Origin of the sequence: Microbispora sp. CSR-4 (assembly GCF_008033685.1) — a bacterium.
Lineage (GTDB): Bacteria > Actinomycetota > Actinomycetes > Streptosporangiales > Streptosporangiaceae > Microbispora.
Genome location: NZ_VJVX01000013.1, coordinates 36070 through 48690, shown reverse-complemented (window position 1 = coordinate 48690; position 12621 = coordinate 36070). Strand labels below are relative to the sequence as shown.

Sequence of the window (12621 nt, the reverse complement as noted above, 5' to 3'; positions counted from 1 at the left end):
AGGAAACCTCCGGATATGCCCGTTGACCCCCTGTGTGACCCCCTTGGGAGGGAGAGGACGTTGGCCGAGGGAATCGCCGTCTCCGTGCACGACACCGCCCCCGTCTGGCGCGGCGACGCCGCGGGCGACGCGCTGCGCCGTTCCGTCGATCTGGCCCAGGCCGTCGAGGCTCTGGGATACCGGCGCTACTGGGTGGCCGAGCACCACAACACGCCCGCGCTCGCGACCTCCAGCCCGGCCGTGCTCGCGGGCTCCATCCTCGCGGCGACCTCCACGATCCGGGTCGGCTCGGGCGCGGTGCTGCTGCCCAACCACTCGCCGTACGTGGTGGCCGAGCAGTTCGGCGTGCTGGCCGGGCTCCACCCGGGGCGGGTGGACCTCGGGATCGGCCGCGCGGCCGGCGGGTCGGGGGAGGCCGCGGCCCGCCTCGGCGACCCGCGCCGGCTCGACTTCGGCGACGCGCTGCGCGAGCTGCACGAGTACTTCGCCGGCGGCAGCGGCGGCGTGCGCGCGATCCCCGAGCCGGGCACCCCGCCCGAGATCTGGCTGGTCGGGTCGAGCGCGTCGAGCGCCGCGAACGCCGGCCGGCTCGGCCTGCCGTATGTGTACGCGCACGCGATCGTGGGCGGCGGGGCGCCGGAGGCGCTGGAGGCGTACCGGCGGGCGTTCCGGCCGTCGGCGGCCCTGGCCGAGCCGCACGCATGCGTGGCCGTCATCGCCGTCGCGAACGACAGTGACGAACGCGCGCGCCGGCTCGCCGCCTCCTTCGTGTACGGCCAGATCCTCATGCGCACGACCGATCCGGCCACCGTCCTGCCCACGGAGGAGGAGACGGCCGCGCACGTCTTCACCCCGGCGGAGGAGCGGTTCCTGCGCGAGAAGATCGACCCCCAGTTCGTCGGCAGCCCCGAGCGCATCGCCCCCCGCATCGAAGACCTCCTGCACCGCACCCGCGCCGACGAGCTGTTCGTGCTCACGCAGGTGCCCGACCACCAGGCCCGGATCCGCTCCTACGAGCTGATCGCCAAGATCGTCTCGTCTCTGTAGCCGCCTGACGGCCGCGCCGCCGCCGGTTCAGTGCCGCTTTAGAACCGGCCACCACTGTGTGTACGGGCCGGAGATCCCTTCCGGCCGTGAGCGACGTGGCGAGGAATGAGACGAGTATGGGTGCTGCCAGGAGGCCCGGAACCGCCAGTAGGCGCGGAACCACCAGGAGGCCCGGCACCATCGGGAGACGCGGAACCACCGCCCCCGCCCTGACGGCGGGGGCCGCCATGCTGGTGCTGGCTCTCGCCGCCGCAGGCTGCTCCTCCGGCGCGGACGGGCCGGGACCCGCCGCCGGAGGCGCCGCGGGCGGCGGGGCGGGCGCCGCGTCCCCCCGCAGCGGCGGAACCCTGCGGCTGGCGGTGGAGAAGGAACCGGAGTGCCTGGACCCCCACCAGAGCCCGACCGAGTCGGCCCGGCTGCTGACCCGGCCGCTCGTGGACTCGCTGGTCTACCAGGACCCGCACGGCGGCCTCCACCCCTGGCTCGCCCGTGAGTGGACGGTCTCCGAAGACCGGCTCACCTACACCTTCCGGCTGCGCGAGGGCGTCACCTTCGCCGACGGCAGCACGTTCGACGCGGCGGCGGTGGTGGCCAACCTCGGCCACGTGGTCGACCCGAAGACCAAGTCGCTGCTCGCCGGCAGCCTGATCGCTGCGTACGAGTCGGCGAAGGCCGTCGATCCGCTGACGGTCGAGGTGAGGCTGAAGCGGCCCGACTCCGGCTTCCTGTCCGCACTGGCCCAGCCCAACCTCGGAATGGAGTCCCCGGCCACGCTGAAGGGACCGGCCTCGAAGCTGTGCGCCGTCGTCGTCGGCACCGGGCCGTTCAGGAGCGACGGCGGGTTCACGCCGCAGAAGGGCATCGACTACGTCAGGAACCCGGCGTACGCGTGGGCGCCAGAGGGGGCGGACCGCGGCGGACCCGCGCTGCTCGACCGCATCGAGGTCACGGTCGTGCCGGACAACTCGGCCCGCCTGGGGGCGCTCACCAGCGGCCAGGTCGACGCGGTCACCGGCCTCGCGCCGGCCGGCATCGGCACGCTGAAGAACACGCCGGGCTTCGCCCTCCACACGACCCCGTTCCCCGGAGCCAACTACAGCTACTGGCCCAACACCGCCAAGGGCCCGCTGAGCGACGTCAACGTGCGCAAGGCCCTGCGGGCCGGGATCGACTGGCGGCGGATCGTGAAGAACGTCTACCTCGGCGTGTACGACGGCGCCGCCGGGCCGCTGTCGGCCAGCACCCCGGGCTACGACTCCTCGGTCGCCGCCGCCTACAGCTACGACCCGGGTGAGGCGAACCGGCTGCTCGACCAGGCCGGATGGACGCAGCGGGACGCGCAGGGCTACCGGACGAAGGACGGCACGAGGCTGACCCTGCGCCACATGTGGTCGGACCCGTCGGTCGGCAACCTCGCGGTGCAGATCCAGGCCGCGGCCAAGCAGATCGGCGTCGAACTCGTCGAGGAGAACCTCGACGGCGGCACCTTCGTCAACCGCCTGCTGGAGGGCGACTACGAGCTCATCGACACCAGCTTCTCCTCGCCCGGGCCCGACGTGCTGCGGGTGCTGTTCGGCGCCGACAACATCCCCACGCCCAAGCGCGGGATCAGCAACAACATGGCCCGGTATGACAACCCCGAGGTGGAGGCCGCGTTGAAGCGGGCGCTCGGCGCCAGGGACCAGGCGGAGCAGTTCGGCGTCTACGCCGAGGTGCAGCGGCGGATCACCGAGGACGCGGCGGTCCTGCCGATCTACTCGCCGCTGTCCACGCTGGCGGCGCGCGAGGGCGTCCGCGATGTGCGGTTCAACGTCGACGGCACCCCCGATCTGTCCGGCATATGGCTGGCGTCCTGAAGACGTCCCCGGCCGGAGCGGCGGCCGTTCCGGGCCGCCGCTCCGGCCGGGGACGCGAGACGCTCGTGCGCCTGGTGCTGGTGCGCCTGGCCGCCTCCGCCGGCGTGCTCTGGGGCGCGGTGACGGTGACGTTCGTGCTGCTGCAGGTCATGCCGGGCAGCACCGCCGACGTCCTGCTCGCGCGCTCCTCGGTGAGCCCCGAGGTGCGGGCCGGGATCATCGCGGAGTACGGGCTCGACGACCCCCTCCCGGTGCAGTACCTCACCTATCTCGGCCGGATCGCCCGCGGCGAGTTCGGCGAGTCGTACGTGCTGCGCAGGCCGGTGTGGGACGAGATCGCCGCGCAGCTCCCCGGCACGCTGCTGCTGGTGGCGACCACCCTGCTGGCCACGGTCGTCGCCTCGGTCGTGCTCGGGGTGGTGAGCGCCAACCGCCGGGCGTGGGTGCGCTCGCTGTTCGCCTCGGCCGAGTCGCTGGTCGTGGCCCTGCCCCCGTTCTGGCTCGGGCTGCTGCTGCTGACCGTCTTCTCCTTCACGCTGCACTGGTTCCCGGCCATCGGGTCCTCCTCGCCGGCCGGGCTCGTCCTGCCGACGGCCGCCCTGGCCGCCGGCCCGGCGGCCGTGGTGGCCGGCGTGCTGCGGGAGGGGCTGCTGCGCGCGATGGACGAGCCGTTCGTGGTGACCGCCCGCGCCAGGGGCATCGGCGAGGCGGCTCTGCGCCTGCGCCACGTGCTGCGCCACGCCCTGCTCCCCGTCACCACGCTGCTCGGATGGATCGCCGGTTCGCTGATCGGCGGCGCGGTGATCATCGAGATCGTCTTCTCCCGGCAGGGCATCGGGCGGCTGGCGCTGTCGGCCGTGGCGAACAAGGACATGCCCATGGTCATCGCGGTCGTCCTGGTGACGGCGGTCGCGTTCGTGCTGGTGACCATCGCGGTCGACATCCTCACCTGGGTGATCGACCCCCGGACGCGGGACACGGGGAGGTAGCCGATGCCCAGGAGCCTGTGGCCGTGGGCGGCCGTGCTGGTGGTGCTGGCCGTCATGGCGGCGGTGCCGTCGCTGTTCACCGGGATCGACCCGGACGCGGCCGACCTGGACGCCCCGCTGCGCCCGCCGAGCGCCGAGCACTGGCTCGGCACCGACCAGAACGGCCGCGACCTGTACGCCCGGATCGTGTACGGCGCCCGGCCGTCCCTGCTCATCGGGACCGGCGCGGTCCTGCTGGCGCTCGCCGCGGGCATCGTGATCGGGGTCGCCGCCGCCCAGCTCGGCCGCGTCGCCGACCAGGTGCTCAGCCGGTCGCTCGACGTGGTCCTGTCGGTCCCCGGCCTGCTGCTGGTGTTCCTCACCGTGGCCGTGCTGGGGCCCGGGAGCGGCACCGCCGCCGTCGGGCTCGCCGTGGTCTCCATGCCGGGCTTCGCCCGGGTGGTGCGCAGCGAGGTGATCCGCCTGCGGTCGGCCCAGTACGTCGAGGCCGCCCACGGGTTCGGCTGGTCGCGGGCCCAGGTGGTGGCCCGGCACGTGCTGCCCAACGCCGCGGGCCCGGTCCTGGCGCTCGCCACCGTGAGCCTCGGCGCGATGATCGTCGCGAGCTCCTCGCTGAGCTTCGTCGGCCTCGGCCCGCGGCCGCCGACGGCCGAGTGGGGGGCCATGCTCTCCGACAGCCGCGAGTTCCTCGCGCTCGCCTGGTGGCCCGCCGTGTTCCCCGGGGTGGCCATCACGGTGGCGGTGCTGGCCGTCACGTTCGTCGGGCAGCACCTCAACCGCCGCGTCGAGGGGAGGCTCTCGTGACGCCGGCCGCCGGCCCCCTCGTCGCCGTACGTGACCTCACGGTGCGCTTCCCCACCCGCCACGAGGTGGTGGAGGCGGTGCGGGGCGTGTCGTTCGCCATCGACCGCGGGCAGGTCGTCGCGATCGTCGGGGAGTCGGGCTCGGGCAAGAGCGTCACGGCCCGCAGCCTCGTCGGCCTCGCGGGGGACGGCGCGCGGGTCGGCGCGGCCGAGTTGACGTTCGACGGCGTCGACCTCCGCGAGGTGCGGGGACGGGCCTGGCGCGCGTTGCGCGGGCGCCGGGTGGGATTCGTCCTGCAGGACGCGCTGGGCTCGCTCGATCCGCTGCGCCGCGTGGGCGCCGAGGTCGCCGAACCGCTGCGCGCCCACCGGGTCGTGCCGGGACGGCAGGTGGACGCCGAGGTCGTGCGGCTGCTCGGGGAGGCGGGAATCCCCGCTCCCGAAAGCCGCGCGCGGCAGTACCCCCACCAGTTGTCCGGAGGCCTGCGCCAGCGCGCGCTCATCGCCTCGGCGCTCGCCGCGCGGCCCGACCTGCTCATCGCCGACGAGCCGACGACGGCCCTGGACGCGACCGTGCAGCGTCAGGTGCTCGCGCTGCTGCGCGAGCGCGTGATCGACGGCACCGCGGTGCTGCTCATCAGCCACGACCTCGGCGTGGTCGCCGAAATCGCCGACCACGTGTACGTGATGAAGGACGGACGGTTCGTCGAGGACGGCCCGGCGGCGGTGGTGCTGGAGTCGCCGTCGCACCCGTACACGAAGACGCTCGTGGGCGCGGTCGCCGGGCACGCGCGCAGGGCGCGCCGGGCGAGCCCCGCCGAGCCCGGGGGCACGGGGACGACCCGCGAGGTGCTCAGGGCCGAGGGCCTGGTCAAGCGCTACACCCTGCCGGGGCGGGGCGAGTTCACCGCCGTGGAGGACGTGTCGGTCACCGTAGGAGCAGGGGAGACCCTCGGCGTCGTCGGCGAGTCCGGCTCGGGCAAGACCACCCTCGGCCGGCTGCTCATGGGCCTGCTGCGACCGGACGCCGGGCGCGTGCTGCTCGACGGGCGGCCCTGGGACGGCCTGCGCGGCACGGAACGGCGCGCGGCCCGGCGCCGGGTGCAGATGATCTATCAGCATCCGCTGTCGTCCTTCGACCCCCGCTACACGGCCCGGCAGATTCTGGAGGAGCCGCTGCGGGCGGACCGCACGCCGCGCGAGGAGCGCGACCGGCGGGTGGCGCTGCTGCTGGAGCACGTCGGCCTCGCCCCAGACGTGCTCGACCGGCGCGCCCGGGAGCTGTCCGGGGGACAGCGGCAGCGCCTCGCCATCGCCCGCGCGCTCGCCCCCGGACCGCAGGTCATCGTCTGCGACGAGCCGGTCTCCGCGCTCGACGCGTCCATCCAGGCCCAGGTCCTCGACGTGCTCACCGACGTCCAGGAGCGGCTCGGCGTCGCGTACGTGTTCATCTCCCACGACCTCGGCGTCATCCGGCGGCTCAGCCACCGGGTGGTGGTCATGAAAGACGGCAGGGTGGTGGAGAGCGGCGACATGGAAAAGGTGTTCGACCACCCCGAGCATCCGTACACGAAAACGCTCATCGACGCGGTTCCCCGTTTCTCGTCGCGTTCCGGTGGAGTTCCAAGGGGGGCGGATGTGACCAGCGCATAAGCCGATCCGGAGCCCGCCGAACACGCGTTGTCCCGCGACCGCCCGGCCGCTCGACATCACCGCGTCGCTCGGAAACGAAACGACGTCCAGCCCTCTCGCCGAAGGGAAAGGGAAATGACGGAAGCTCCGCCGTACCCGCAGAAGCGCACCTGCCCCTACGAGCCGCCCGCCGGTTATCGCGAGATCGCCGAGCGGGGACCGGTGCTCAAGGTGACCCTCTTCGACGGGCGCGAGGCGTGGATGGTGACGGGCTACCGGGAGTCCCGGGAGATCCTCACCCACCCGAACCTGTCCTCGCAGCGCACCCATCCCGGGTTCCCCATCGTGGCGCCCCGGTTCCGCTCGCAGATCGCCCGCACGCTGGCGCTCATCGCGATGGACCCGCCCGTCCACGACGTGTACCGCCGATATCTCAACCCCCACTTCAGCCTCAAGTCGGTCCGCCGGATGCGGCCGGAGATCGAGCGGATCGTCGCGGGATTCGTCGACCGGATCGTCGAGCACGGGCCGCCCGCCGACCTGGTGCCGCTGCTCGCGGTGCCGCTGCCGTCCCTGGTCATCTGCCGCCATCTCGGCGTGCCGTACGAGGACCACGACTTCTTCCAGGACGCCAGCGGCAAGGTGATGCTCGGCACCGAGGAGGAGTCGGCGACTGCGGCGCAGGACCTGTTCGACTACATCGACCGGCTGGTGGCCGAGCAGATCAAGGACCCGTCCGGCGGGCTGCTCGGCACGCTGGTCCGCGAGCGCGTCGTCACCGGCGACATCGGCCACGACGAGCTGGTGTCGATCGCGCTGGTGCTGCTGATCGCCGCGCACGAGACCACCTCGTCCTCGCTGGCGCTGGGCGTCATCACGCTGCTCGAGCACCCCGAGCAGCTCGCGCTGCTGCGCGAGGACCCCGACCGGCTCCCGGGCGCGGTCGAGGAGCTGCTGCGTTACATCGCCACCACCGACCTCGTCGCCACGCGGGTCGCCAAGGGCGACATCGAGATCGCCGGCCACCTCATCCGGGAGGGGGAGGGGGTGCTCGTCTCCGGGACGCTGGCCAACCGCGACGCGGCCGTGCACCGGCGCGCCGACGAGCTCGACGTCCTGCGCGAGGACAGCCACCACCTCACGTTCGGCTTCGGCATCCACCAGTGCCTCGGCCAGAACCTCGCCCGGATGGAGCTGGAGGTCGCGTTCAAGGAGCTGTTCACCCGGATCCCCGGCATCCGGCTGGCGGCACCGGTCGGCGAGCTGCCCATCCTCGGCGCGGGCACCGTGCAGCGGGTGCTCCGGCTCCCGGTCGCGTGGTGACGGCCGTGTGGGTGTCGGCCGACCAGGAGCGCTGCATCAGCGGCGGCCGCTGCATGGCCGCCACCTCCGAGGTCTTCGACCAGGACGAGGACGGCCTGGTCGTGGTCCTCACCCCGCAGGTCGCGCCGGAGCTGGAGGACCGGGTTCGCAAGGCGGCCTACCTCTGCCCGTCGCGGGCGATCCGGATCGGCGACGGCCCCTTGGAGGGCTGATCCCCATCCGCCGGGCCCCGCCGGGGCCCATGGCTCACGCACAACGGAACAGGCGGACGGAAATGACACAAGCGGCACAGGAATCCTCTCCCCTCCCCTCGTTGACCGGAATGAGATTCGTCGCGGCGTTCCTCGTGTTCGTCTGCCACGCCTGCGTGCTGGGGTACTTCCACCAGGAGGTCGCGGCCTCGCTCCAGACCTACGCCTTCACGTCCGGCTGGCTCGGCGTGGAGTTCTTCTTCGTGCTGAGCGGGTTCGTGCTGACCTGGTCGGTCCGGGAGGGCGAGCCGCGCACCCGCCTGTGGCGGCGGCGGCTCGTCAAGGTCTACCCCAGCCACGTCGTCACCTGGTTCGCCGCCCTCGGGCTCGCCGTCTGGGCGGGCCAGTCCGTCGACCTGCTCACGGCCCTGCCGAGCCTGCTGCTCGTGCACACCTGGCTGCCCCGGGCCGACTTCATCCTCTCGATCAACGTGGTCACCTGGTCGCTCGCCTGCGACGTGCTGTTCTATCTGGCGTTCCCGTTCCTGTACCGGCTGGTCCGGCGGATCCCGGCCGCGCGGCTGTGGCCGGCGGCCGTGGCGGTCGTCGTGGTGATCGCCGTGCTGCCCGCGGTCGCCCTCGCCGTCCTGCCCGGGACGCCGAGGCTGGCCGGCCAGGAGATGTCGCTCACCCAGAACTGGTTCCTCGTGTCGTTCCCGCCGACCCGGGCGCTGGACTTCGTCCTCGGGATCCTGATGGCCAGGATCGTGGTCACCGGCCGCTGGATCCGGCTGGGCTGGGCGCCCGCGCTGGCGATCGTCGCCGCCGCCTTCGGCCTGCAGATGTTCCTGTGGCCGACCGTCTACGGGCTCACCGCGCCCGTCGCCCTGCCGATCGCCCTGCTGATCGCCGCGGTCGCCGTCGCCGACCACCGGGGCCGCTTCAGCCCGTTCCGCTCCCGCCCCCTGGTGTGGCTCGGCGGCATCTCGTACGCCTCCTATCTGGTCCACTACCTGGTCCTGACGTACTCCCACGTCGCTCTCGGGGCCGGCCGGACGTGGGACGCGCCGTCCGCCCTGTTCCTCGTCACGGCCCTGTTCGGGGTCACCACGGTGCTGGCCTGGGGGCTGACACGGTTCGTCGAGGAACCGGCGATGCGGGCCTGGGCGGGCTCGCGGCCCGCCGGCGGGCACGGAGCCGCGCCGCTGCCGGGGGCCCGCTCACCCGAACCCACCGCCTGATCCCTGCGCACACCCCTTCGAACCAGACCGGCTTCGAACCAGACCGGCTTCCAGACAGATCGGCTTCGAGACAGATCGGCTTCGAGACAGATCGGCTTCGAGACGGAAGGAACCGAGGTACCCACGTGAACGCTCCCACGACCACCGCGAACGACGACCTGTTCGCCTATCCGCAGGATCGGACCTGCCCCTGGCAACCGTCTCCGGGCTACCAGGACCTGGGGCGGCAGGGGCCGCTCCACCGGGTCAGGCTCTGGGACGGCAGGTGGATCTGGATGGTCACCGGCCACAGCCAGGCCCGCCGCCTGCTCGCCGACCCGCGCATGTCGGCCGACCGGTCCCGCGACGACTTCCCCGCCGTCCTGCCCCGGCTGGACGCGCCCATCTTCAAGCCCATCGCGATCATCGGTTTCGATCCGCCCGTCCACGACGTGCACCGCCGGCTGCTCGCCCCGGACTTCAGCCTCAAGCAGGTGCGCGCCATGCGCCCGCACGTGGAGGAGCTCGCCCGGCGGCTGGTGGCGGACATGCTCCGGGCGGGGCCGCCGGTGGACCTCGTCGAGGCGTACGCGCTGCCCATCCCCTCGATGGTGATCTCCGAACTGCTCGGCGTGCCGTACGACGACCACGAGTTCTTCGAGGCGAAGACGGTGGGGCTGCTTCAGGCCAAGTCGGCCGAGGACGCCGAGAGGGCGGGCCGGGAGCTGTGGGACTACCTCGACGGACTCATCACACGCAAGGAGCGCGAGCCCGGCGGCCCCGGCGTGCTGAGCCGCCTCGCGAGCGAGGTCGACGAGGACGGCGACCTCACCCGCGAGGACCTGCTGCGCATCGCGCTCGCGTTGCTCATCGGGGGGCACGACACGACCTCCCAGATGATCGCGCTGGGCGTCGTCACGCTGCTGGAGCACCCCGGCCAGCTCGCCGCGCTCCGCGCGGACCCGGGCGTCCTGACCGCCGCCGTCGACGAACTGCTGCGCATGGTCTCCATCACCGACGTCTCCGGCGTCCGGGTGGCGACCGAGGACATCGAGATCGACGGAGAGGTGATCAGGGCCGGGGATGGTGTCCTGGTGTCGTCGTCGATGACCAATCGCGACCCCGAGGTCTTCCCCCGGCCGTACGAGTTCGACGTCCACCGCACCCGCGGCGGAAACGCGGCGTCGGGGCGCCAGCACCTGACGTTCGGGTTCGGCATCCACCAGTGCCTGGGACAGAACCTCGCCCGCATGGAGCTGGAGGTCGCCTTCTCCGTCCTGTTCGAGGGGATCCCGGACCTGCGGCTCGGGGTCCCGCTGGAGGCGCTGCCCACGCGCAGCGGCGGCACGATGCAGGGCGTCCACACCCTGCCGATCGAGTGGTGAGCCCCGGCAGGGGCGAGAGAGGAGAAGCGATGAAGGTGACCGCCGACCGGAGCCGCTGCATGGCCGCCGGGCACTGCGCGATCAGCGCGCCGGACGTCTTCGACCACGGCGAGGACGGGCTGGTGGTGGTGCTGGACGCGGAGCCGGGGGAGCAGCGGCGCCGGGAGGTGGAGGTGGCGGAGGACCTGTGCCCGTCCCGCGCCATCGCCATCCTCCGCACCGCCGCGGTGACGGCGCCGCAGGAGGGGGGCGCGCCGGACTCCGCCGGCTGACCGGCACGGACGAGGGGCGGCGCCGCGGGACGGTCTCCCGCGGCGCCGCCCTGCGGCTTACGGCCCTTTCGGTTACGGCCCTTTCGGTTACGGCCCTTTCGGTTACGGCCCTTTCGGTTACGGCCCTTTCGGTTACGGCCCTTTCGGTTACGGCCTTTCCGGCTTACGGCCGTTCCGGCTTACGGCCTTTCCGGCTCGCCGGGCGTGGTGGGCCTGCGGTGCGCGGCGAGCGCGCGGTGATGCCCGCGGCGTGCGCGCTTCCGCTTCCGGCGTGGCGCGGTGGCGGCGGAACGCGTCAGAGATCGACGAAGCGCATGCTCTGCTCGTTCCAGCGGGTGCCGTGCACCTCGTCCGCCGGCACGGCGGCCTCGACCGCGGCCAGCTCGGCCCGGGTCAGGCTGAGGAACACCGCGTCGACGTTCTCCTCCAGATGGGCTCGCCGTTTCGCGCCGGGGATCGGGACGACGTCCGTGCCCTGGTGGTGCAGCCAGGCGAGCGCGAGCTGGGCCGGGGTGATCCGCAACTCCTCGGCGAGCTTGCCGAGCCGGTCCGCGAGGGGCAGGTTGCGGGCGAGGTTCTCCGCCGAGAACCGGGGCAGGCCGAAGCTCCGGAAGTCGCCGTCGTCCAGCTGGTCGCGGGAGCGGACCGCGCCGGCGAGGAAGCCCCGGCCGAGCGGCGCGTACGGCACCACGGCGATCCCGAGCTCCCGGCACACCGGGAGGACGCGCCGCTCGATGTCCCTCGACCACAGCGACCACTCCGTCTGCAGCGCGGCGATCGGGGCCACGGCGTGGGCGCGCCTGATCGTCTCCGGGGCCGCCTCGCACAGCCCGATCTCGCGCACCTTCCCGGCGGCCACGAGCTCCGCCATCGCACCGACCGTCTCCTCGACGCCTACCTCGGTGTCGACCCGGGTCAGGTAGAACAGGTCGACGTGATCGAGGCCGAGCCGCCGCAGGGAGTCGTCGCACGCCCGCCGCACGTACGCCGCGTCGCCCCGCACACCCGAACCGACGCCGGGGCCGGGGCGCACGACGCCGAACTTGGTCGCCACCACCGCCGACTCCCGGCGGCCGGCGACGGCGCGGCCGACCAGCTCCTCGTTGGCGCCGTGGCCGTACACGTCGGCGGTGTCGAGCAGGGTGGCGCCGATGTCGAGGGCGCGCCGGATGGTCGCGATCGCCTCGGATTCCGAGACCGGGCCGTAGAACTCGGACATGCCGAGACAGCCGAGTCCCTGGGCGCCGACCGTGAGGGAGCCGATCCTGCGGGCGGGCAGCCGGGTCAGAGTCATGGCGTCCCCCCGCTACCGGTAGACCACGATCGCGGACTCGTACGTGTCGTGGGCCTCCTTGACCAGCGGGCGGAACCAGCGGACGCCGACGGCCCCGCGCAGCGGCCCCGCGACGACGACGGCGGGGAAGTGCGCGGCCTCGCCCGCCGTGAGCCGCGCGTCGTCCACCAGGCCGCCGGAGCGGATGACGTTGCCGTCCCGCAGCCGGATCTCCTCGCCGAAGTACGCGATGAAGTGGCCGTCGTGCTCCTGCTTGTAGAGCATGCGGCCGGCGCCGGTCGTCTCGCCGAGCGGTTCGCCGTCCGGGCCGAAGATCTCCAGCCTGACCGTGGCGAAGTCCTTCTCGGTCGGGGTCGTCCCGGTGGGGTCGGCGTTGTTGGAGCGATACTCCACGACCTTCTCGGTGAGGTCGCGCAGGATGAGCGACCGTCCGGGCCGGGCGAGGGCGCCCACCCGGTCCGAGGTGGTCTCCGGCGGTGCGGCCAGGAACGGCACCAGGAAGGAGCTCACCGCGTCGTGCACCGGCGCGATCCGGCCGGACAGCGCGCGCAGATCCATATTCGCCTCCCGAGGCGGAAACAAGGTGGTCCGACATTAGAAGGAGGCGCT

12 protein-coding genes are annotated in these 12621 nt (G+C 73.0%); 10 read left to right on the top strand and 2 right to left on the bottom strand.

Annotation, left to right across the window (positions count from 1 at the left end; genetic code table 11):
* Window positions 1-60 precede the first annotated feature (60 nt).
* From FLV34_RS12830 to FLV34_RS12785, 10 genes are all read left to right on the top strand, one after another.
* Window positions 61-1047, top strand: coding sequence for an LLM class flavin-dependent oxidoreductase (locus tag FLV34_RS12830; RefSeq protein WP_205830216.1), 987 nt, complete (start codon window positions 61-63; stop codon window positions 1045-1047).
* Window positions 1048-1274: 227 nt separating this feature from the next.
* Window positions 1275-2903 (top strand): ABC transporter substrate-binding protein, encoded by a 1629-nt coding sequence (locus tag FLV34_RS12825; RefSeq protein WP_147943181.1) that lies wholly within the window; start codon window positions 1275-1277, stop codon window positions 2901-2903.
* Window positions 2888-3892 carry an ABC transporter permease gene (locus FLV34_RS12820; protein ID WP_142647595.1) on the top strand — a complete coding sequence of 335 codons (1005 nt, stop codon included), beginning with the start codon at window positions 2888-2890 and terminating at the stop codon, window positions 3890-3892. Before FLV34_RS12825 ends, FLV34_RS12820 begins: the two co-directional genes overlap by 16 nt.
* A 3-nt stretch (window positions 3893-3895) precedes the next feature.
* A complete protein-coding gene (locus FLV34_RS12815) occupies window positions 3896-4696 on the top strand; it encodes an ABC transporter permease (protein WP_142647593.1) in 801 nt (266 codons plus the stop codon).
* Window positions 4693-6348, top strand: a complete 1656-nt coding sequence (locus FLV34_RS12810) for an ABC transporter ATP-binding protein (RefSeq protein ID WP_147943180.1) — start codon at window positions 4693-4695, stop codon at window positions 6346-6348. The genes FLV34_RS12815 and FLV34_RS12810 overlap by 4 nt, the downstream gene beginning before the upstream one ends.
* Before the next feature lie 114 nt (window positions 6349-6462).
* Window positions 6463-7650, top strand: coding sequence for a cytochrome P450 (locus FLV34_RS12805; protein WP_142647589.1), 1188 nt, complete (start codon window positions 6463-6465; stop codon window positions 7648-7650).
* Window positions 7647-7862, top strand: coding sequence for a ferredoxin (locus FLV34_RS12800; RefSeq protein ID WP_260617250.1), 216 nt, complete (start codon window positions 7647-7649; stop codon window positions 7860-7862). Before FLV34_RS12805 ends, FLV34_RS12800 begins: the two co-directional genes overlap by 4 nt.
* Window positions 7863-7972: 110 nt before the next feature.
* Complete coding sequence (locus FLV34_RS12795; RefSeq protein ID WP_369074151.1) at window positions 7973-9082, top strand: acyltransferase family protein; 1110 nt, start codon at window positions 7973-7975, stop codon at window positions 9080-9082.
* Between the two features lie 125 nt (window positions 9083-9207).
* Window positions 9208-10446, top strand: a complete 1239-nt coding sequence (locus FLV34_RS12790) for a cytochrome P450 (RefSeq protein WP_260617249.1) — start codon at window positions 9208-9210, stop codon at window positions 10444-10446.
* 29 nt (window positions 10447-10475) lie between these two features.
* The gene (locus FLV34_RS12785) at window positions 10476-10718 is read left to right on the top strand and encodes a ferredoxin (protein ID WP_147943178.1); all 243 of its coding nucleotides are present in this window, start codon (window positions 10476-10478) and stop codon (window positions 10716-10718) included.
* Between the two features lie 295 nt (window positions 10719-11013).
* Here the strand turns inward: FLV34_RS12785 and FLV34_RS12780 are convergent, their stop codons facing one another.
* Both FLV34_RS12780 and FLV34_RS12775 read right to left on the bottom strand, forming a co-directional pair.
* On the bottom strand, window positions 11014-12012 hold the full coding sequence (locus FLV34_RS12780; RefSeq protein ID WP_142647583.1) for an aldo/keto reductase: 999 nt from the start codon (window positions 12010-12012) through the stop codon (window positions 11014-11016).
* A 12-nt stretch (window positions 12013-12024) separates the two neighbouring features.
* A complete protein-coding gene (locus FLV34_RS12775; protein WP_168065913.1) occupies window positions 12025-12570 on the bottom strand; it encodes a hypothetical protein in 546 nt (181 codons plus the stop codon).
* Between the last annotated feature and the right edge of the window lie 51 nt (window positions 12571-12621).

Bases quoted from the DNA above. Each gene is read 5' to 3' on its own strand.
- FLV34_RS12825 (WP_147943181.1), top strand. From the start codon at position 1,275: ATGCTGGTGCTGGCTCTCGCCGCCGCAGGCTGCTCCTCCGGCGCGGAC.
- FLV34_RS12820 (WP_142647595.1), top strand. From the start codon at position 2,888: ATGGCTGGCGTCCTGAAGACGTCCCCGGCCGGAGCGGCGGCCGTTCCG.
- FLV34_RS12815 (WP_142647593.1), top strand. From the start codon at position 3,896: ATGCCCAGGAGCCTGTGGCCGTGGGCGGCCGTGCTGGTGGTGCTGGCC.
- FLV34_RS12805 (WP_142647589.1), top strand. From the start codon at position 6,463: ATGACGGAAGCTCCGCCGTACCCGCAGAAGCGCACCTGCCCCTACGAG.
- FLV34_RS12795 (WP_369074151.1), top strand. From the start codon at position 7,973: ATGAGATTCGTCGCGGCGTTCCTCGTGTTCGTCTGCCACGCCTGCGTG.
- FLV34_RS12785 (WP_147943178.1), top strand. From the start codon at position 10,476: ATGAAGGTGACCGCCGACCGGAGCCGCTGCATGGCCGCCGGGCACTGC.
- FLV34_RS12780 (WP_142647583.1), bottom strand. From the start codon at position 12,012: ATGACTCTGACCCGGCTGCCCGCCCGCAGGATCGGCTCCCTCACGGTC.
- FLV34_RS12775 (WP_168065913.1), bottom strand. From the start codon at position 12,570: ATGGATCTGCGCGCGCTGTCCGGCCGGATCGCGCCGGTGCACGACGCG.